We start from the raw sequence: 19,591 nt of genomic DNA, 5'->3' as shown, positions 1-19,591 counted from the left end.
CCGTTGACATTTTGAGACCGATCGGTTTCTATCTTTAGGCATGACCTGGGACTCACTGATCCGCGGTGGCCGCTGGTTCGACGGCACCGGTGCACCGTCCGCCATCCGAGACCTCGGAATCAAGGACGGCCGGGTGGCCGCCGTGTCCGCGACCCCACTCGACGCGACGGGCTGCGCGAACGTGATCGACGCGGCCGGGCAGTGGGTGGTGCCGGGGTTCGTCGACATCCACACCCACTACGACGCCGAGGTCCTGCTGGCGCCCGGGCTGACCGAGTCGGTGCGGCACGGGGTCACGACCGTGCTGATCGGCTCCTGCTCGCTGGGCACCCTGCACGTCGACGCGCTCGACGCCGCCGACCTGTTCAGCCGGGTCGAGGCGATCCCGCATGACTGCGTGGTCAAGGCGGTCGAGGAGCACAAGACCTGGTCGAACGCGGCCGAGTACGTCGCCGCGCTGGAGTCGCTGCCGCTGGGGCCGAACGTCACCTCGTTCCTGGGCCATTCGGATCTCCGCGCCGGGGTGATGGGGCTGGACCGCTCGACCGACCGCAAGGTCAAGCCCAGCGCCGCCGAACTGGACCGGATGCGGGACCTGCTCGAGGACGCGTTGGCGGCCGGGTTCGTCGGGCTCTCGGAGATGCGCAGCCCGTGGGACAAGCTCGACGGCGACCGCTACCGCTCACGCACCCTGCCCTCGACGTACGCGTCGTGGAAGGAGTACCGGGCGCTGCACCGGATCCTGCGCCGCGAGGGTCGGGTGCTGCAGTCGATCCCGAACCTGACCACGCCGACGAGCCTGGCGCCCTACCTGCTCGAGTCGATGGGCTTCGGGCTGCGGCCCGCCCTGAAGACCAGCTTCTTGACCGCCGCCGACGTGAAGGCGAACCCGGCGCTCGGCCACCTCATGGGCCCGATCGCGGGCTTCACCAACCGGGTCGGCCGCGGCGACTTCCGCTGGCAGCACCTGCCGGTGCCGTTCGACATCTTCGCCGACGGCATCGACCTGGTGGTGTTCGAGGAACTCGGTTCGGGCGCGGCGGCGCTGCACCTCAAGGACGAGGCGCGCACCGAGCTGATGCGCGACGAGGCCTACCGGCGGCGGTTCCGGCGCGAGTACGACCGCAAGTGGACGCCCCGGGTGTGGAACCGCGACTTCTACGACGCGCACATCCTGGCCTGCCCGGACGAGTCGGTGGTGGGCAAGACGTTCGGCCAGGTCGGCGACGAACGCGGGCTGCACCCGGTCGACGCGTTCCTCGACCTCGTCGTCGAACACGGCACCGGAGTGCGTTGGTACACAACGATTTCCAACCACCGGCCGAAGGTCCTCGACAAGCTCAGCTCGCTGCGCGACGTGCAGATGGGCTTCTCCGACGCCGGGGCGCACCTGCGGAACATGGCGTTCTACAACTTCGGGCTGCGGTTGCTGCGCCGGGCGCACACGAGCGGGTTCATGACCATCGAGCGGGCGGTGCACCGTCTCACCGGCGAACTCGCCGACTGGTACGACCTCGACGCCGGACGGATCCGTGAGGGTGATCGGGCCGACCTCGTGGTCATCGACCCGGCCGGGCTCGACGAATCGGTCGACCAGTTCAGCGAGGCACCGGTGGAGGTCTTCGGTAACCTCAGCCGCATGGTGAACCGCAACGACCGCGCCGTCACGGCGACGCTTGTCGCGGGCAACCAGGTGTTCGGCGCGGGCGAGTTCGCCCCACCCCGGCGCACCGGCCGGTTCCTGCGCGCGGGCGAGCCGCGCGGCACAGTCGACCCGGCGACACTGCGGGAGACTGTCGGAGGCATGTGAGCGGGCAGCAGCGGCGCAGCCAGCAGGAACGCCGGGAAACGACCATCGGGCTGTTGATCGACGCAACGATCGACACCATTTCCGAGGTCGGATACGCACAGACTTCCCTTGGGGCTGTGTGCGAGCGGTCGGGCGTCTCGAAAGGCGGATTGTTTCGGCACTTCGACTCGCGGCTGGACCTGGTCGTCGCCGCGGCGGAGGAAGTCGCCCGGCGGCACACCCAGAGCGTGCGAGCCCGATTCGCCGAACTGCGGGCGCCAACGATCGCCGACGCCATGCGGGTGATGCGCGAACGGCACCGGGCCGTGGACAACGTGGTGTGGTTCGAACTGCTGGTCGCGGCGCGGACCGATCCGGCGCTGCGCTCGCGGCTGTCCGCGACCTGGCAGTGGTTCTTCGCCGAGATCCAGCAGATCGCGCGGACTGTTCGCGGGACTGAGGTGTTCTCGGACGCGGATTTGGAGCTGCTGGTCAATACGTTGGAGCACACGTTTGACGGGGAGACGATTCGGCGGGAGATCGCTCCTGATCCGGTGGTTGAGGATCGGCGGCTGGAGTTGCTGGTGGAGTTCGCTGAATTTCTTGCTGCTCGGGCTGGTCGTTAGTTCCGCAGCTCGGATGCCTGCTCTGGCCGCTGGCGCCTGTTTGTCCTGGCCCGTGGCGTTTGACGGGGCAAATGGACAAAGCGCCCTTCCTGGAACGGTTTGCTCCAGGAAGGGCGCTTTGTCTCGGTGATTACGAGCGGAGCATCTCCGCGACCAGGAAGGCCAGTTCCAGGGACTGCTGGGTGTTCAGGCGCGGGTCGCAGGCGGTCTCGTAGCGGCCATGCAGGTCGGCGTCCGAGATTTCCTGGGCGCCGCCGAGGCACTCGGTGACGTCCTCGCCGGTGAGCTCCACGTGGATGCCGCCGGGGTGGGTTCCCAGCCTGCGGTGGACCTCGAAGAAGCCCTGGACCTCATCCACGATCCGGTCGAAGTGGCGGGTCTTGTAGCCGGTCGACGACTCGTGGGTGTTGCCGTGCATCGGGTCGCACTGCCAGATGACCTTGTGGCCGGAGGCTTCGACCTTCTCCACGATCGCGGGCAGGACCTCGCGGACCTTGCCGTTGCCCATGCGGCTGATCAGGGTCAGCCTGCCGGGCTCGTTGCGTGGGTCGAGCCGCTGGACGTACTCGACGGCCTGTTCCGGGGTGGTCGTCGGGCCGATCTTGAGGCCGATCGGGTTCGACAGCAGTTCCGCGAACGCGATGTGCGCGCCGTCGAGCTGGCGGGTGCGCTCCCCGATCCAGAGGAAGTGCGCCGACAGGTCGTAGAGCTTGGGCTCCGGGCCGGTCGCGTCCAGCCGCAGCAGTGCGCGCTCGTAGTCGAGCAGCAGTGCCTCGTGGCTGGCGAACACCTCGACGGTGTGCAGCGAGCTGTCCTCGACACCACACGCCTGCATGAAGCGCAGGCCGCGGTCGATCTCGGTGGCCAGCGCCTCGTAGCGCTCACCCGCGGGTGAGGTGCGCACGAAGTCGCGGTTCCAGTCGTGGACCTTCGTCAGGTCCGCCATGCCCGCGGCGGTGAGGGCGCGCAGCAGGTTCATGGCCGCGCCCGCGTTGGCGTAGGCGCGGATCATCCGCGACGGGTCCGGCACCCGGGCCTCGGGCGTGGCGACCAGGGAGTTGACGATGTCACCCCGGTAGACCGCCAAGCCCAGCGCGTCGGTCTTGTTCGACCGCGGCTTGGCGTACTGCCCGGCGATGCGGCCGACCTTGACCACCGGCATGCTCGCGCCGTAGGTCAGGACGACCGCCATCTGCAGCAGCGTGCGGATGTTGCCGCGGATGTGCGGCTCGGTGTTGTCGACAAAGGTCTCGGCGCAGTCGCCGCCCTGCAGCAGGAACGCCTCACCGTTGGCCACCTCGGCGAGTCGGCGGCTGAGCCGGTCGATCTCGGCGGGCACGGTGATCGGCGGCACCGACTCCAACAGGGTGCGCACCTGGCGCACCTGGTCGGCGTCGGGCCACTCGGGCTGTTGCGCGGCGGGCCGCGCAAGGGCGTCGTCGAGTCGGGTACGCAGCGTCGGAGGCAGCGGGGGCAGCTCGGGAAGCGTGTCCACTGGCACGTCCACGGTCCAGTTCACGTGTCAAGAGTAGGAGGTCGGACTTGGCGACCGCACAGCGGGACACCAGGTCCCATCACGTGGACGACGAATCCCTTGACCGATTCACCGGACGGGGTCCTGCCAAGCGACTTGCGTGCACCCGATTTTCGCTGGTGGCAGCCGCTTTCTCCGGCCTCAGAGGTCGGGCCTGCGGTCGACCCACGGGTGAGCCCGCTCATACTGCCCGGCCAGCGACAGCAGCAGGCGCTCCGAGCGGTCCGGGCCGATCAGCTGGACGCCGATCGGCATGCCCGTCTCGTCGCGGCCGACCGGGAGGGCGGCGACCGGGTTGCCCAGGACGTTCCACGTCGGGAAGTACGGGATGCGGTGCGTCACGCCCGTGTACGTCGCGGACAGCCCGCTGCCGTGGAACTGCCCGATGCGGGTCGGCCTGCGGGTCCACGAGGGCTGCAGGATCACGTCGAAACGGGTGAAGAACTCCTCCAGCACCCGGCGCAGCGGGGCCTCACCCGCGTGCGCCCAGCGCAGGGTGCGGTCGGGGACGCGCCTGCCGAGGGCGGCGACCTTGCGGGTGCGCGGCTCCAGCCACTTCGGGTTCGGCAGCTTGGCGACGTCCTGGGCGACGCCGCGCAGGTAGCGGATCAGGAACTGGGTGGACGGGCCGGTGCCGAGCGCGGGGTCGGCGACGGTGACCCGGTGGCCGAGGTCGCGCAGCCGGTCGGCGGTGTCGACGACGGCGCGCTTCCAGCGGGGGTTCATCGGCGTGGGGCCGAGCGGTGTGCGCCAGGAGAGGGCGATACGCAGGGTGCCCGGGTCGGCGGTGACCGCGTCGCCGTAGGTGCCGGCGTCCTCGGCGATCACGTCGAGCATGGCGGCAGTGTCGGCGACCGTGCGGCCGAGCGGGCCGATCACCGACAGGCCGCTCCACGTACCGGACCACGGTGCCACGTCGACGAGGTCCCGGGAGGTCTTGACGCCGAAGATGCCCGTGGCGGAGGCGGGCATGCGGATCGAGCCGCCGCCGTCGGAGCCGGTGGCCACGCCGACGATGCCCGCGGCGATGGCCGACGCCGAACCGCCGGAGGAGCCTCCGGGGGTGTAGTCGAGGTTCCACGGGTTGCGGGTGGCGCCGTAGGCCAGCGACTCGGTGAACGGCCAGAGGCACTGCTCGGGGGTGAGCGTGTGGCCGACGATCACCGCGCCCGCCGCGCGCAGCTTCGCGACGACGGCGCTGTCCTGCTCGGCGGGCGGCGACTGCGGGCGGCCGCCCTTGGTGGTCACGCCACCCGCCACATCGGTGTCGTCCTTGACGGCGATGGGGACGCCGAGCAGCGGCGTGCGCTCCCCCGCGTCGAGTCTGCGTTGGGCGTCCACAGCGGCCGTTCGCGCCGCGTCGGCGTAGAGCACGCGGAAGGCGTTCACCGTGGGGTTCACCGTCTCGGCCCGGCGCAGCACGGCTTCGAGCAGCTCCGGCGCGGTGACCTGACCCGCGCTCAGCGCCCGTGCCTGCGCGTGGGCTCCGGCCCAGAGCAGATCTTCCATGGCGGGCACCATACCCGCGGGTACGCGTTTGTGGTCCAGTCGTTGAACCCCGGGCTTTCGGCACGCGTTGTCTTTAAGGGGACCCCGATCCGAGGAGACGACAATGGCCAGAGCGCTCACCTTGATCACCACCACCGCGGCGGCGTTCGTGCTGACCGCGGGTGTCGCGGCCGCGGCGCCCGCGATCCCGCTGAACCCCGAGCAGGAGACGGGCACCGTGGTCAGCGGCGGCAGCGGGTTCTTCACCTACGAGGTCGACGGCAGCGAGCTCTGCTACACCCTCGAAGTGCGGAACCTGACCGGAAGCCCGGTCGCCGCCCACATCCACGTCGGCGCCCGCAACGTCGCGGGCCCGGTGGTCGTCGGCCTGATCACTCCCCCAGCGGCGACGAGCACCGTCTCCGGGTGCGTCACCGCCGTCGAGGGCGGCGCGCTGACCCCGACGGAACTCGCGGGCATCGTCGCGAACCCACGGGCCTACTACGTCAACGTGCACACCCCGACCTACACCGGTGGCGAGGTGCGCGGCCAACTCAAGTAGCTCAGCCGAAGAAGATCTCCGCCTCGGCGTATCGCTCCAGCGGCACGGTCTTGAGCTCGGCGGTCGCCTCCGCCAGCTTGACCCGGACGATGTCGGTGCCACGCAACGCGACCATGACGCCGAAGTCGCCGTCGGCCACGGCGTCGACCGCGTGCAGGCCGAAGCGGGTGGCGAGGACTCGGTCGTAGGCGGTGGGGGTGCCGCCGCGCTGGGTGTGGCCGAGGATGACGGCGCGCGACTCCTTGCCGGTCTTGGCGGCGATCTCCTCGGCCAGCCACTGGCCGACGCCGCCGAGCCGGACGTGCCCGAAGGCGTCCCGCTCGCCGCTGGCCAGCAGTTCCGCGCCGCCCTCGGGGAGCGCGCCTTCCGCCACGACGATGATCGGGGCGAACTGGCGCTCGAAGCGGCGCTGCACCCACTCGATGACCTTGTCGACGCTGAACGGGCGCTCGGGGACCAGGATCACGTTCGCGCCGCCCGCGAGCCCGGAGTGCAGGGCGATCCAACCCGCGTGCCTGCCCATGACCTCCACGACCAGCGCGCGGTGGTGAGACTCGGCGGTGGTGCGCAACCGGTCGATCGACTCGGTCGCGATGTGCACCGCGGTGTCGAAGCCGAAGGTGTAGTCGGTGGCGCCGAGGTCGTTGTCGATCGTCTTCGGCACGCCCACCACGCCGATGCCGTCGTCGGTCAGGCGCTTGGCGACCCCGAGGGTGTCCTCGCCGCCGATGGCGATCAGCGCGTCGACCTTGAGTTCGGCCAGGGTCTGGCGGATCTTCTCCGGGCCACCGTCGACCTTGTACGGATTCGTGCGCGAGGAGCCGAGGATGGTGCCGCCGCGGGTCAGGATGTCCTCGACCTCGGCGAGGCCGATCGGCTTGGTGAGCCCTTCGAGCGGGCCTTGCCAGCCGTTGCGGAAGCCGACGATCTCCCAGCCGTGCCCCTCGATGCCTTTTCGCACCACGGCCCGGATGACCGCGTTGAGACCTGGACAGTCACCACCACCGGTGAGCACGCCGACGCGCATGTCTTCGACCCTCCTCCGACTTCGCGAGCAGTGACCGCCGTCACCACTTCGACGCCAAGCCTGCCGGCTACTGAATCGGTGTAGCAAGCAGGGGTGTCCAGGGTGTGGACAACTCGTCAGTCGGCGATCATTTTCTGCCACTCGGCTTCGATGATCTTCCAGCGCACGAGGTTGTGGCGGGCGTCGGCGAGGGCGTCGTGCGCGTCGTTGGGTGGGGTGGGCAGGTAGGGCTTGCCGACGTCCTCCCAGCGCTGCCGCAGCTCCCGGGTGAAGCGCGGGATCTCCCGCGGCAACGCGGGCATGGCGCCCCAGAGCTGGCCCAGGACGACGTGGTCGTAGGCGCCGAACCAGGCCCACAGCTCCATCTTGTCGCGCGTCTTGGGCGTGGTCAGGAACTCCAGCAACCGCTTGCGGATGGTCGCGCGGTCACACCACGCCTTGTCCGCGGGCGAGGGCAGCTTGTCGAGGACGTTGTCTCGGACCCACTGGCCCGCCTTGTTCGGGTCGAACTCGGTGGAGACGGCGTAGAACTCGCGGCCGTTCTCGTCGACGACACCGATCGACACCAGGTCGATGGTCGTTCCGTCCTCGATGAATTCGCAGTCATAAAAGAAGCGCACGCTACGTTTTCTCCTAAGATGTGTTCATGGCCGATGTGTCCGTCTGCTCTACGACCGGGTGCTCCCGACCAGTGCGCAACACCACGAACCGCTTGTGCGGAAAGCACTACCTGGCTCATCTCGACCGACAGCGCCCAACGTGCTCGGTCGAGAACTGCACACGGCCGGGACAGCGAGCCCTCGGAATCTGCGGACCGCACCTGGTCAAGATACGCAAATGGGGTTCAATTGAAGCCGCTCCGGGCCGTGGAGCGCCCGGCCGACCGCGACGGAACGAGAAACCCGGACAGCGCTTGACGTCCAACGGCTATCGGCTGATTCGCCTGAAAGCGGGCGGCTGGGTTCTGGAGCACCGGCACATCATGGAGTTGAAGCTCGGCCGCCCCTTGCTGCCCGGCGAGAACGTCCACCACCTCAACGGCGACCGAGTGGACAACCGACCCGAAAACCTGGAGCTGTGGGTCACTCGACAGCCGCGCGGGCAACGCGTCGAGGACGCACTGGCCTGGGCTCATGAAATCATCGCCCGATACGGATCGGTGTCGTAGAGAAATCGCACCGCAGAAGCCTAGCTGGCCTCGGTCTCCGGGATTCGGGCGTCGCGCTTGAGCTGGGTCGGCACGTCGGTGACGGTCCCGGCGTCGTGCGCGGCCTGCAGTTCCTTGGCCTTCGCCGCGTACACGTCGACGTACTCCTGCCCGGAGAGCTCCATCAGGGCGTACATGATCTCGTCGGTGATGGACCGCTCGACGAACCGGTCGCCTTCGAGCCCCTCGTAGCGGGAGAAGTCCAGCGGCTTGCCGATCTTGATCCGGATCGGGTACGGCCGCCACATCTTCGAGCCGATCGGGTTCGCCTTGTCGGTGCCGAACATCGCGACCGGGATGACCGGCACGCCCGCCTGCAGCGCGATCCGCGCGATGCCGGTCTTGCCCTTGTAGAGCCTGCCGTCGGGCGAGCGGGTGCCCTCGGGGTAGATGCCCATCAGGTGGCCCTCGCGCAGCAGCCGGACGCCGGTGGCGATCGCGGCCTGCGCGGCGGACCCACCGGAGCGGTCGATCGGGATCTGACCCACACCGGTGAAGAACAGCTTCTTGAGCTTGCCCTTGATCCCGGGCGCGGTGAAGTATTCGATCTTGGCTGGGAACGTCACCCGCCGGGACACCTTCAGCGGGAGGAAGAACGAGTCCGACACCGCCAGGTGGTTGCTCGCCAGGATCGCACCGCCCTCGGCGGGAATGTGCTCCGCGCCCTCGATCTTGGGACGGAAGAACAGGCGCAGCAAAGGCCCCAGGAAGACCCACTTGACCAACCAGTACACCACGCGACCAGCGCTCCCGTTCTCCCCTGATTCCCACTCGAGCCTACGAACCCCCGGTGGCCCGCACAACGCTACGGCCAAGCGGTAACACGAACGCACCGAGGCGAGACACCCAAGTCATCCGAGTACACAACGAGGAAACCACGGGCACGGATCCGGTCACCGAGGCGCCAGTTCGTGCGACTATGGCCACATCCCAGGCTCACCGAGCTGATCATAGGAGGAGCGGGGTGCCCGCTATCGAAGGCGCGCAGGCCTACGCGCACGATGGGTCCACCGAGATCGGTGTGCTGCTCAGCCACGGTTTCACCGGCTCGCCCTTCAGCATGCGCCCGTGGGCCGACCAGTTGGTCGCCCAGGGCTACAGCGTCCGGGTGCCGCTGCTCCCCGGCCACGGCACGCGCTGGCAGGACATGAACCGCACCGGCTGGCCCGACTGGTACGCCACGGTGTCGGAGTCCTTCGCCGAGCTGCGCGAACGCTGTGACCAGGTCTTCGTCTTCGGCCTGTCGATGGGCGGGGCCCTGTGCCTGCGGCTCGCGGAGGAGCATGGGGACGCGATCGCCGGGGTGGTGCTGGTCAACCCGTCGATCATGACCTTGCGCAAGGAGGTCCGGTTCGTCGGGATGCTGTCCAAGGTCGTCCCGTCGATACCGCCGATCAGCGACGACATCGCGCTGGCGGGCGTCAGCGAGTACGCCTACCCCCGCACTCCCCTGCGCGCGATGGCGAGCCTGACCAAGTTCTGGGCGCTCGTGCGGCAGGACCTGGGCAAGGTCGACCAGCCGCTGCTGGTGCTGCACTCGGCGGTCGACCACGTGGTGGAGCCGGAGAACTCCCACGAGATCCTGCGCCGCGTGTCCAGCGCCGACGCCACCGAGGTGGTCCTGGAGAACAGCTTCCACGTCGCCACCCTCGACCACGACGCCCAACTGATCTTCGACTCCAGCGTCGAGTTCGTTCGTCGGATTACCGCAGGTGAGCGAGTGTGATCAACCGCCCGGGCGACGGCCCAGAAGACGTGGACGCGGCCTTCGCCGAGATCATCGCCGACCTCGAACGCGAAGGAATCGGCCGCGACGTCGAACAGCGCCGATCGGACACTGTCCAGGAAGAACCGGAACCCCCACCGGCACCGCCGGCCCCGGCCACGGCATCGGCCTGGCGCGGCCACGAGTCCGACTTCGACTGGGCGGGCGACGACGACCCAGGCGGTTACGAACCACCGGAACCGCCACCCCTGCCGAAATTGCGCCCGCTGACAATCATCGCGATCGTCTTGTTGGTGATCGGCGTAGTCCTGCTGGTGCTGCCCAACATCATCGGGCTCGACCCAAGGATCGCCACACCTATCGCGTTGATCTCACTCGCGGGCGGAATCGGTTTCTTGCTCATGCGAGTGCGCAAAACGCCCCCGGACTTTGACGAAGACAACGGGGCTCAGGTCTAGAGAAGTTCTAGAGACCCTTGCCCCCGATCCCGCACCGGCCAACGCAAACGCACGGGTAGGTGGTGTTCGCCGAGCCCGATGCCGCAGGCGAGCATCACCTGACGCCGCAAGCGAGGGCAGCCCCCACCAATCCAGCGTCATCCCCAAGATGCGCGATCCGCACCCGGGCCAACGGCCGATGCCCCGCCCCAGTCACAACAGCCCGATAACGATCCCGAGCGTCATCCAGAAACAACGGCCCGGACTCCGAAACCCCACCCGCGATCACAATCAGCTCGGGGTCATAAACATCGGCGACAAGCGCCAACCCCTCCCCCAACCACTTGGCAAGATCCGCCATCGCCATCAGCGCCACCGCATCACCCTCACGGGCAGCCGCGGCCACCTTCCGCCCAGTCAACGCCCGAGAATCCCGAGCAGCCTCCCGAACCAGCGTCGACGAAGGATGCCGGGCCAGAAGATCCACCGCGGTCGCGCTCAGCGCCGTCCCGCTGCAGTACCGCTCCCAACACCCCGACTTCCCACACGGACACGGCCGTCCCCCGGGCACCAACCGCAGGTGCCCAAGCTCCGGCGCCACCCCATGCGCCCCCCGAAACAGCTTCCCGTCGATCAGCAGCGCACCGCCGATGCCCGTCCCGATCGCGATCAGCAGCCCGACCCGCGCCCCACGAAGAGCGCCGAAGTGATACTCGGCCAGAGCCGCCGCGTTGGCGTCGTGCTCCAGAACCACCGGCAACCCGATACGCGAAGCGATGCGGTCGGCGACCGGGGCCGCGCGCCAGGCCAGGTGCGGTGCGAACATCACCGAGCGGCGGTCGTTGCCGACGAAGCCCGCCACCGCGAGCCCGACAGCGCTGACCTCGTGCTTGCGCCGGAGCGTCTCGATGGTGGAGCAGATCACGTCCTCGAGTTCGGCCTCGCCACTCGGCGTCGAGCCGCGGGCCGTGTCGAGCACCGAGCCGTGGGCGTCCACCACACCCGCCCGGACGCTGGTGCCGCCGATGTCGACACCGATGGCCGTCACTCCGGCGTCATCCCCTTGCGCCGCACCACGATCCGCTGCACTCGTGGCGAACCCGACGGTGCGGGCGGTTCCGGGCGGAACCCCGGCATGTGCGGGTCGGCCTCCGGCTCCCACCGGTCGGCCAGCACGGCGCGCAGCAGCGCCACGAGGTCGGCGACACGGTCGAGGCCGCGGGTGGCCAGCTCCGACGGCTCGCCGCGCAGCAGGGCGATCAGCGCGCACACCGGGCACCACTGGCACGACTCACCGGGCGGGGCGGGCTCGTGCTCGTCGTGGGTGCTGACCGCGACCCGGTCGAGCCACGGGCCCGCGCGCTCGGCGACCGCGGCCATCAGCAGCCGCAGCTCGTCGGCCAGCCTCGACCCCGGGTCCTGCGTGGTCGTCTGCGTCACGGGCGCTCCTCCTGGCCGGGCGCGAAGCGCAGCACCAGACCGGCGCCGTCGGCCTCGGCGTCGATAACGGTGTAGCGCCGAAGCATAAGCGGCAACGCGACGAGCCTGCGCACGCCGTCCACAGTGACCGCCAAGTCGTCACCGACGCGCACCAGGTCCAGGTCGCAGCCGTCCAGCAGCGGCAGGGCGACGGTGAGCAGGTAGTCGTCGCCGTCGGCCTGCACCGACAGCAGCGGCACACCCGGCCTGCGCAGACCGTCGAGCGGGTCGATACCCGCGTAGAGCTCGTCGGCGAGGTCGATCAGCGCGCGCGAGCCGATCGGTTCGACCGCACGGTGTTCGACGACGTGCACCGACAGCGGCGTCGAGGCGTCCAATTCGGACAGCACGGTGTCCTGTTCGGACCGGCGGGTGCGCAGCCAGCTCGCCGCGGGCCCTTGCCACAGCCGCGCCTTGGGCACCAGCCGGTTGGCGATGAGGGCGTCCACATGCACCCCGCGCAGCGCGAGGGCGGCCAGCGTGCGGCGGGTCTCGGCCACGACGAGCCGTTCCGGGGTGAGCACGAGTCGCACGCTGGTCATCGCCGGGTCCGTCAGCACCTCACGCAGGCCCGCCAGGTGCGTGGCCAGCGTGGAGATCGACTTGGCGGCGGAGCGGACCTGCGCGCTCGCGAGCATTCCCCGCGCGGAGCCGAACACGCGGTCGAGGTATCCGGCGATCGCTTCCGGCAAAGCGAGCAGCCGCAACGTCTCCGCGGTCGGACCGCAGTCGACGACCACGACCTCCCACGGCCCGCTCTCGGCGAGTCGGGCCACTTCGGACAGCGCGAGCAGCTCGTCGACGCCGGGCAGGACGGTGAGTTCCTCGGCGTCGAGTTCGTCGAGTCCCGCTCCCGCGAAGACCCCGCGCAACTGGTCGCGCAGTTCCGGCCACGACCGGTCGACCAGCGACCGGGCGTCGACGTGCGCGGCGTAGAGCGAAGTGTCCACTTCGGACGGCTCGGCGCCCAGGACTGTGCCGAACGCATCGGCGAGCGAGTGCGCGGGATCGGTGGACACCACCAGTGCCTTGCGGCCGGACGCGGCGATGCGGGCGGCCGTCGCCGCGGCCAGGGTCGTCTTGCCCACCCCGCCCTTGCCGGTGAAGAGCAGAATCCGCACGCGACGCCCTCCGCTACAGCGCTTCGACGCGGCGCTTGAGCTCCTTGAGCGCGGTGTCCATGATCACTTTCTCGGCCTTGCGGCGGAACAGGCCGATCATCGGCACCATCAGCTGCACGGACAGGGTGTAGGTGACCGTGGTCCGGCCGCCCTCCTCGCGCAGGGCGTAGCGGCCCTTCTGCGAGCGCTGCATCTGCCCCTTGACCAGCGTCCAGTCGACCGCGAGGCCGTCTTCGGCCCAGGTGTAGGCCAGGGTGTAGACGTCCTTGAACACCCCGGCGTCGAGGGTGAAGGTGACTTCCTGCCCGCGGCCGTCGGCGTCACGGGAGAGCACCTCGCTCTGTTTGACCGCCCCCGCCCATTCGGGATATGCCTCGAAATCTGCGATTACCGCCATGATCGCGTCCGCCGGGGCGTCGACGACGATGGACTGCGTGGACTCGTCGGCCATAGTTCGGGAGGTTACCCCGTCACCAGCGCAGGACGTACGGCCACCGGGTCCGCTGGAAGTGTCCGACGTTGGCGCACTCGGTGCGCCCCAGCCGCATCCGGGCGGAGAGCGGCTGGTGGACGTGGCCGAACACCGACCAGCGCGGCCGCTGCCGGTGGATCAGGTCGACCAGTGCCACCGAGCCCAGTTCGGCGCGTCGCGCCATCACGTCGTAGGTCAGCTCGGGCACGTCCGGCGGGATGTGGCTGCACAGCACGTCGACGTCGGCGAGCCGCGCGACGGCGTCGTCGAACTCCTCGGGCGTGCGCAGGTACGGCACGAACGGCCCGGTGCGCCGGGGCGCCACCCCGCGCGGAAGCAGGGCGCCGCCGACGAAGCCGAACCGCAGCCCGCCCACTTCCGCGACGTCGCCGTCGAGCACCTCGACACCGTCGCCTGCGAACTCGGGCCACAGGTGCGGGAGGTCGACGTTGCCCGGCGTCGCGAACGTGGGCACGGTCATCGCCGCGAACAGCGCCTTGTACTGCGTGCGGACGGCCTCCTCGACCACGCCCGCGGCGTCGTGCAGCGTCGACCACAGCTCGCGGGCGTACGCGGAGGCCTCGGCGGTGAGCCGCTCGCGGCGCAGCCCGGCGAACACCGCGACCTTCTCCGCGCCGAACACCATGCCGAGGATGCCGCGTGAGTGGTCGTGATAGTCGACGAAGTCGATCAGGTCGCCGAGGACGATGAGCGCGTCGGCGCCTTCTCCAGCCCGGGCCAAGGCCTCGGCGTTGCCGTGAACGTCGGACACCACATGAACCCGCACGGGATCTACATTACGCGGACGTCGGCGCGCATCCCGGCGCTCGCCCGTCCTCCAGGACGGCCTTGAGCCCCAGCGCCACCGACTTCGCCGCGAGCTGGCGCGCGGTCAGCTCCCGGCGCACGTTCTTGACCGAGCGACCCTCGGGCAGGTCGGCCCGCAGGAAGTAGTGCACGACGGTGCCGTCGAGCACCGGTTCGAGCCAGACCTCCATGGTCCCGACCAGCGCGCCGCCCACGGTCCAGCGCAGGCCCTCGTCGCCGCGGTCGGCGTAGACCTCCAGCTCGAGGTCGGGCCAGTAACGGCGCCACGCACCGGGATCGGCGAAGGCGGCGGCCACGACTTTCGGTGGCACCACGATGAACGTCTCGTCCACCACGTCGACATGCGGCATTCCCGCAGCATCCCATGTCACCCGGGGTGACCCACACGGCACGGGCCGGTAGGACTAATTTTGGGGGCGATCACGGGGAGGTCTACGTGCGCGAATACAGCGTGCCCGCCATCGGAACAGTGGCCGACGAGGAAAGCCTCACCGACATGGTGTGGGCGAACGCCGAGCGGTTCGCCGACGCCGTGGCGTTCCGACGGCGGGTGGACGGGTCATGGATCGACGTCACCACGGCGGAGTTCGCCGCGCAGGTCGCGGCCGTGGCCAAGGGCCTGATCGGCTCGGGGCTGCGGGCGGGCGACCGGGTGGCCCTGTTGTCGCGGACCCGGTACGAGTGGACCCTGCTCGACTTCGCCATCTGGGCGGCGGGCTGTGTGACCGTCCCGGTGTACGAGACCTCCTCGGCCGAGCAGATCGCGTGGATCCTGGGCGACTCCGGCGCGCGGGCGGTCGTGGTGGAGACCGAGGCCCACCGGCACACCGTGGAGAAGGTGGTCGACCGGCTCGCCGAGGTCGAGCACGTGTGGCAGATCGAGCCGGGAGGCGAACTCGACCCGGCGGTCGACGAGCTCACCGCGGCGGGCGCGGACGTCAGCGACAAGACCGCCCACGAGCGCAGGCTCGCGGTCCGCTCCGCCGACACCGCGACCCTGGTCTACACCTCGGGCACCACCGGCAGGCCCAAGGGCGTCGAGCTGACCCACCGCAACCTGCTGGCCGAGATCCGCGCGGACATCGCCGCGTTCCCGCAGCTCATGCGGCCCTCGAACGCGATGCTGGTGTTCCTGCCGCTGGCCCACGTGTTCGCCCGCGCCATCGCGCTGTGCTGCGTGTACTCCCGCACCACGCTGGGCCACCTGCCCGACGTCCGCGACCTGGTCGCCGACCTCGCGACGTTCCGGCCGTCGTTCATCGTCGCCGTGCCGCGGGTGTTCGAGAAGGTCTACAACTCGGCGAAGCAGCGGGCGCACGCCGCGGGCCGCGGCCGGGTCTTCGACCTCGCCGAGGAACTCGCGGTCGAATACAGCACCGCCCTGGACGGGCCCGGCCCGTCGCTGGCGCTGAAGGCCCGTCGCGCGGCGATGAGCAAGCTCGTCTACAGCAGGCTGCGCGGGGTCCTCGGCGGCCGCTGCGTGGCGGCGATCTCCGGCAGCGCGCCGCTGGGTGAGCACCTGGCGCACTTCTTCCGCGGCGTCGGCGTGCCGGTGTACGAGGGTTACGGGCTCACCGAGACGTCGGCAGCCATCTGCGTCAACACCGAGCGGGCTTTCCGGGTCGGCACGGTCGGCAAGCCGGTCGCGGGCGCGTCGGTGCGCATCGCCGACGACGGCGAGATCCTGCTGTCCGGCGAGATGGTGTTCCGCGGCTACTGGCACAACCCGGCCGCCACCGCGGAGGTCCTCGAAGACGGCTGGCTGCGCACCGGCGACCTCGGCACCCTCGACGACGAGGGATTCCTGCGGATCACCGGCCGCAAGAAGGACATCATCGTCACCGCGGGCGGCAAGAACGTCGCCCCGGCGCTGCTGGAGGACCGGGTGCGCAGGCACCCGCTGGTCAGCCAGTGCGTGGTGGTCGGCGACCGGCAGCCGTTCGTGGCCGCGCTGGTGACCCTCGACCCCGACTTCGTCTCGGTGTGGGCGGCGAGCCACGGCAAGCAGCTGACCGTCGCCGACCTCGTGGACGACCCCGACCTGCGCGCCGAGATCCGGACCGCGGTGGATGAGGCGAACCGCGCGGTGTCGAAGGCCGAGTCGATCCGCGAGTTCACCATCCTGCCGCGCGACTTCACCGAGGCGGCGGGTGAGATCACGCCCAGCATGAAGGTGCGGCGCGAGGCGATCATCAAGGCGTACGCCGAGGAGATCGCCGCCCTCTACGGCTGACCGGCGAGCCGGATGGCCAGCTCGGTGCGCCACCGGGCCGGGTCGGGCTCCTCCATGGGGTTGGTCAGGAAGCGTTCGACCCGTGCTCCCCAGAGTCCGTCCTCGACGTCCCAGTCGAGGCTCAGCTCGTCACCCCAGGCGAGCACGGCGGCGGTGAGGTCGGTCAAGCCGTCCGGGTGGCCGACGTGGGTGATCGTCACGTAGCGGCCGGCGGGGAGCACGGCGGCCTCCTCGACGTCCGACGCCGCCACCGGCACGCCCGCCTCGACCTCGACCTCGCCCGCCGTGTCGACCCGCAGGTACCGCAGGAAGGGCGCGCCCGCGATGGCGACGCCGCGCTCGATCAGGCTGCCGATGATCTCCGGGATCCGGTCGGCTATCTCGTTCATCGTCGCCATGGTGACCACCCGACGCACGCCCACGTACGCCTGCGCGGGACGTTCCTCGATCGACGGGTCCAAGACCATGCGCGCGCTCCTCAGCTCAAGCCGAACCGGTAGGTCGTCTCACCATCCAGCAGGGTGGACAGGCGCCCGGCCCGGTCCGACCACTGCCAGGACCGCCGCATCCACTCGCGGCCCGCCGCGCCCATCGCGGCGGCCTTCGCGGGGTCGGCCAGGAGGCTACCGACGCGGTCGGACAGTTCGGCGACGTCCCGACCGTCGACCACATGGCCGGTCTCGCCGTCGAGCACGGTCTCCGGAGCGCCGCCGGAGTCGCCGACGACGACCGGCAGGCCGGTGGCGGCGGCCTCCAGGAAGACGATCCCCAGGGCCTCGACATCCAGGCCGCGGCCATGGGTGCGGCACGGCATCGCGAACACGTCACCGGCCGCGTAGTGCGCGGGCAGCTCCTCCCACGGCACGGAACCGGTGAGCACCACGTGCTCGGCGACGCCCGCCTGCCGCGCCAGCGACTCCAGCCGGGGCCGGTACGGGCCGCCACCGACCAGCAGCAGCGCCGCGTCCGGCACGCGGGAGCGGATCCCCGGCAGCGCGCGGATGAGCATGTCCTGGCCCTTGCGCGGCATCAGCCGGGACACGCACACCACGGTCGGCCGGTCACCCAGCCCGTACCGGGCGCGGATCTCGGCCCGGGCGCCCGCGTCCGGCCGGTAGAGGTCGGTGTCGACCCCCGAGGGCAGCAGTTCCAGCGCCGCCGAGCGACCGAAGGCCGCGGCGAACCGCGCTCGGGTGTACTTGCTGACGTAGGTGACGACGTCGGTGGTCGCGCCGATCCGGCGGATGGCCTGGCGGGCGCCGGGGAGCATCGACCAGCCGACCTCGTGGCCGTGCGTGCTGGCGACCACGCGGCGGGCGCCCGCGGCGCGAAGCGTGGGCGCGAGCAGGGCGAGCGGGGCGGCGGCGCCGAACCACACCGAGTCGCAGCTCTCGGCGCGCAGGATCTCGCGGGCGCGGCGGGCGACGTCGGGGGTGGGCAGCATCAGCTTGCCGGGGTGCCGCACGACGGTGAACGGCTGCTTCGCGTCGAACTCCTCGTGGGTGCCCGACTCCCACGACGGCGCGTAGACGACCAGGTCCTGCCCGAGCCGGGTGGCGAACGAGTGCAGATAGGTCTGGATGCCGCCGGGGCGGGGCGGGAAGTCGTTGGTCACCAGAAGCGTTCGACGCACCCGGCCAACCTATTCCCCGGCTATCGCAGCGCCCCACGCAGGTATGCCTGCCACTCGCGGAGCAGGATCGCGCGGTCCATGCCGATCACCCGGCGCAGCAGGTCGTCGGTCTCGCTGGCCGACAGCGGCCCGGCCCCGCCCAGCTCGCGGTAGAGCGTGACCAGGCGCGGTTCGCCGAAACGGTCGGCGATGAACCGGGTGATCGACCACGCCTGCTGGTAGGCGAGGTCGAGTTCGCGGTCCTTGCCGCGGAACGCGCGGTCCTCGGGCAGTGACGCGGGCGGGCCCGACTCGCGGACCTGTTTGGCCAGGTCGGGCGCGCCCTGGGACAGCGAGATGTCGGTGTCGCGGTAGCCGACGTAGTCGGAGAAGCCTTCGAGCAGCCACATCGGGGAGCCGTCGACGGTCACCGACCGGGCGGCGACGTGGGTGATCTCGTGCCGCAGGACCACCCGCAGCGAGGCGACCGACAGCGCGCGGGCGCCCATCGGGCTGAGGATGACCCGCTGCCCGGTGGCGGTCCGCTCGGCCGTGTCCACCCGGTCGGCGATCGCGACGGCGACGACGGACTCCACCGGGAAGTCCGGGCCGACCAGGGCCCGCATCTCGGCGGGCCCGTCGGGCAGGAACAGGGCGACCCGCTTGGACCAGCCGTTGCCCCACACCTGGCTGACGGCCTCCACCGAGGGATCCAGCTCGCGGACCAGCCGGTCGACCATCGGCTGGCTGCCCGGGTGGGCCAGGACCAGGCCGTACGCCGTCTTGGTCACCACGCACGGGCCGAAGTCCCACGGGCCGCGCCACGAGCGCCTGCCCAGGTCGTTGAGGGCGGTGTCGGACCGCAGGTACCAGGTGCCCTCGCGGTGGACGAACAGGTAACCCATGGCCCGGCTGGTGGGGGCCGGATCGACCCCGCCGAGCGCGTACCGCAGATCCACCGCGGGCGCCCACAGCTCGGCGCTGCGATCGTCGTCGAGCGAGGTCAGGTCGAGGCTGTCGTCGGGGTGCAGCACGTAGGACCAGTGGTCGAACGGCACCCCGGCGAGGTTGGCGAACAGCGCGCGCTGGCTCTCCAGGAAGTTCGGGTCGGCCAGCGGGTCGAGGCCTGCCAGGAACGCGGCCTCGTCACGGCGCGCGACAGCGGCGGCGCGCCGCTCCAGCAGCGACCGGATCGCGTCGGCGCGCTCGGTGTCGCCGCCCTTGGGCCCCGCGGGCTCCAGGCCGCCCAGCGGCTGCCCCTGGCTGGGCGCGACCGGCGAGGGGGCCACCTGGGACGCGGGGACGGCGATGAACACCATCCCGGCGAGCGCGGTCGTGGCGACCACGGCGCTCAGCCAAGCTCGCACCCGTGCCCTCATGGCCATTGCGTGATCGTAAGGGAGAAATGAATCGGGACCAGTACCCAATGGCACTGGTCCCGATTCGAAAA

21 protein-coding genes are annotated in these 19,591 nt (G+C 70.4%); 7 read left to right on the top strand and 14 right to left on the bottom strand.

What is annotated here, in order from left to right:
• Positions 1 to 40 precede the first annotated feature (40 nt).
• On the top strand, positions 41 to 1,810 hold the full coding sequence (locus C8E96_RS18920; RefSeq protein WP_091371690.1) for an N-acyl-D-amino-acid deacylase family protein: 1,770 nt from the start codon (positions 41 to 43) through the stop codon (positions 1,808 to 1,810).
• On the top strand, positions 1,807 to 2,415 hold the full coding sequence (locus C8E96_RS18915) for a TetR/AcrR family transcriptional regulator (protein ID WP_091371693.1): 609 nt from the start codon (positions 1,807 to 1,809) through the stop codon (positions 2,413 to 2,415). Before C8E96_RS18920 ends, C8E96_RS18915 begins: the two co-directional genes overlap by 4 nt.
• Positions 2,416 to 2,545: 130 nt before the next feature.
• Here C8E96_RS18915 and C8E96_RS18910 read toward each other — a convergent pair whose 3' ends face one another.
• Together C8E96_RS18910 and C8E96_RS18905 are read right to left on the bottom strand one after the other, a co-directional pair.
• Positions 2,546 to 3,934, bottom strand: a complete 1,389-nt coding sequence (locus C8E96_RS18910; RefSeq protein ID WP_091371695.1) for a class II 3-deoxy-7-phosphoheptulonate synthase — start codon at positions 3,932 to 3,934, stop codon at positions 2,546 to 2,548.
• Between the two features lie 156 nt (positions 3,935 to 4,090).
• Positions 4,091 to 5,458 carry an amidase family protein gene (locus tag C8E96_RS18905; protein ID WP_091372839.1) on the bottom strand — a complete coding sequence of 456 codons (1,368 nt, stop codon included), beginning with the start codon at positions 5,456 to 5,458 and terminating at the stop codon, positions 4,091 to 4,093.
• A gap of 103 nt (positions 5,459 to 5,561) precedes the next feature.
• Between C8E96_RS18905 and C8E96_RS18900 the strand changes: the two genes are divergently transcribed.
• Positions 5,562 to 5,999 carry a CHRD domain-containing protein gene (locus C8E96_RS18900; RefSeq protein ID WP_091371697.1) on the top strand — a complete coding sequence of 146 codons (438 nt, stop codon included), beginning with the start codon at positions 5,562 to 5,564 and terminating at the stop codon, positions 5,997 to 5,999.
• A 1-nt stretch (position 6,000) separates the two neighbouring features.
• Here the strand turns inward: C8E96_RS18900 and C8E96_RS18895 are convergent, their stop codons facing one another.
• Together C8E96_RS18895 and C8E96_RS18890 are read right to left on the bottom strand one after the other, a co-directional pair.
• Positions 6,001 to 7,026 (bottom strand): 6-phosphofructokinase, encoded by a 1,026-nt coding sequence (locus tag C8E96_RS18895; RefSeq protein WP_091371699.1) that lies wholly within the window; start codon positions 7,024 to 7,026, stop codon positions 6,001 to 6,003.
• Positions 7,027 to 7,142: 116 nt separating this feature from the next.
• Positions 7,143 to 7,646, bottom strand: a complete 504-nt coding sequence (locus C8E96_RS18890) for a polyadenylate-specific 3'-exoribonuclease AS (protein ID WP_091371701.1) — start codon at positions 7,644 to 7,646, stop codon at positions 7,143 to 7,145.
• A 293-nt stretch (positions 7,647 to 7,939) separates the two neighbouring features.
• Here C8E96_RS18890 and C8E96_RS34125 point away from each other — a divergent pair, with 293 nt between their 5' ends.
• The gene (locus C8E96_RS34125; protein ID WP_228769744.1) at positions 7,940 to 8,194 is read left to right on the top strand and encodes an HNH endonuclease; all 255 of its coding nucleotides are present in this window, start codon (positions 7,940 to 7,942) and stop codon (positions 8,192 to 8,194) included.
• A gap of 20 nt (positions 8,195 to 8,214) precedes the next feature.
• Here C8E96_RS34125 and C8E96_RS18880 read toward each other — a convergent pair whose 3' ends face one another.
• A complete protein-coding gene (locus C8E96_RS18880) occupies positions 8,215 to 8,970 on the bottom strand; it encodes a lysophospholipid acyltransferase family protein (protein WP_091371705.1) in 756 nt (251 codons plus the stop codon).
• A 227-nt stretch (positions 8,971 to 9,197) separates the two neighbouring features.
• Between C8E96_RS18880 and C8E96_RS18875 the strand changes: the two genes are divergently transcribed.
• Both C8E96_RS18875 and C8E96_RS18870 read left to right on the top strand, forming a co-directional pair.
• Complete coding sequence (locus C8E96_RS18875) at positions 9,198 to 9,959, top strand: alpha/beta hydrolase (protein WP_091371707.1); 762 nt, start codon at positions 9,198 to 9,200, stop codon at positions 9,957 to 9,959.
• Positions 9,956 to 10,417 (top strand): hypothetical protein, encoded by a 462-nt coding sequence (locus C8E96_RS18870; RefSeq protein WP_091371709.1) that lies wholly within the window; start codon positions 9,956 to 9,958, stop codon positions 10,415 to 10,417. The genes C8E96_RS18875 and C8E96_RS18870 overlap by 4 nt, the downstream gene beginning before the upstream one ends.
• Before the next feature lie 94 nt (positions 10,418 to 10,511).
• Here the strand turns inward: C8E96_RS18870 and C8E96_RS18865 are convergent, their stop codons facing one another.
• Genes C8E96_RS18865 through C8E96_RS18840 form a run of 6 tightly spaced genes read right to left on the bottom strand, consistent with a single transcriptional unit; the run spans position 10,512 to position 14,646 of the window.
• Positions 10,512 to 11,444, bottom strand: coding sequence for an ROK family glucokinase (locus C8E96_RS18865; RefSeq protein ID WP_091371711.1), 933 nt, complete (start codon positions 11,442 to 11,444; stop codon positions 10,512 to 10,514).
• Positions 11,441 to 11,836: a hypothetical protein gene (locus C8E96_RS18860; RefSeq protein WP_228769745.1), complete on the bottom strand. Its 396-nt coding sequence runs from the start codon at positions 11,834 to 11,836 to the stop codon at positions 11,441 to 11,443. Before C8E96_RS18860 ends, C8E96_RS18865 begins: the two co-directional genes overlap by 4 nt.
• Positions 11,833 to 12,996 carry an ArsA family ATPase gene (locus C8E96_RS18855; protein WP_091371712.1) on the bottom strand — a complete coding sequence of 388 codons (1,164 nt, stop codon included), beginning with the start codon at positions 12,994 to 12,996 and terminating at the stop codon, positions 11,833 to 11,835. The genes C8E96_RS18860 and C8E96_RS18855 overlap by 4 nt, the downstream gene beginning before the upstream one ends.
• Positions 12,997 to 13,009: 13 nt before the next feature.
• The gene (locus C8E96_RS18850) at positions 13,010 to 13,447 is read right to left on the bottom strand and encodes an SRPBCC family protein (protein ID WP_091371714.1); all 438 of its coding nucleotides are present in this window, start codon (positions 13,445 to 13,447) and stop codon (positions 13,010 to 13,012) included.
• A 19-nt stretch (positions 13,448 to 13,466) separates the two neighbouring features.
• Positions 13,467 to 14,255 (bottom strand): metallophosphoesterase family protein, encoded by a 789-nt coding sequence (locus tag C8E96_RS18845; protein WP_091371716.1) that lies wholly within the window; start codon positions 14,253 to 14,255, stop codon positions 13,467 to 13,469.
• A gap of 10 nt (positions 14,256 to 14,265) precedes the next feature.
• Entirely contained in the window at positions 14,266 to 14,646 is a 381-nt protein-coding gene (locus C8E96_RS18840; protein ID WP_091371718.1) for a polyketide cyclase / dehydrase and lipid transport, read from the bottom strand.
• Positions 14,647 to 14,732: 86 nt separating this feature from the next.
• On the opposite strand from C8E96_RS18840, the gene C8E96_RS18835 reads away from it, so the two are divergent.
• Positions 14,733 to 16,529 carry an AMP-dependent synthetase/ligase gene (locus C8E96_RS18835; protein WP_091371719.1) on the top strand — a complete coding sequence of 599 codons (1,797 nt, stop codon included), beginning with the start codon at positions 14,733 to 14,735 and terminating at the stop codon, positions 16,527 to 16,529.
• Here C8E96_RS18835 and C8E96_RS18830 read toward each other — a convergent pair.
• Genes C8E96_RS18830 through C8E96_RS18820 form a run of 3 tightly spaced genes read right to left on the bottom strand, consistent with a single transcriptional unit; the run spans position 16,520 to position 19,526 of the window.
• Entirely contained in the window at positions 16,520 to 16,996 is a 477-nt protein-coding gene (locus C8E96_RS18830) for a GyrI-like domain-containing protein (protein WP_091371721.1), read from the bottom strand. The two genes, C8E96_RS18835 and C8E96_RS18830, sit on opposite strands and share 10 nt — an antisense overlap.
• 11 nt (positions 16,997 to 17,007) lie before the next feature.
• The gene (locus tag C8E96_RS18825) at positions 17,008 to 18,162 is read right to left on the bottom strand and encodes a glycosyltransferase family 4 protein (RefSeq protein WP_091371723.1); all 1,155 of its coding nucleotides are present in this window, start codon (positions 18,160 to 18,162) and stop codon (positions 17,008 to 17,010) included.
• A 20-nt stretch (positions 18,163 to 18,182) separates the two neighbouring features.
• Positions 18,183 to 19,526 (bottom strand): gluzincin family metallopeptidase, encoded by a 1,344-nt coding sequence (locus tag C8E96_RS18820; protein WP_133794580.1) that lies wholly within the window; start codon positions 19,524 to 19,526, stop codon positions 18,183 to 18,185.
• Positions 19,527 to 19,591: the final 65 nt, after the last annotated feature.

The organism is Actinokineospora alba, from assembly GCF_004362515.1.
GTDB classification, from domain to species: Bacteria; Actinomycetota; Actinomycetes; order Mycobacteriales; family Pseudonocardiaceae; genus Actinokineospora; species Actinokineospora alba.
Note: the sequence above shows the minus strand (reverse complement) of the source record. Positions and strands in the feature narration are given on the sequence as shown.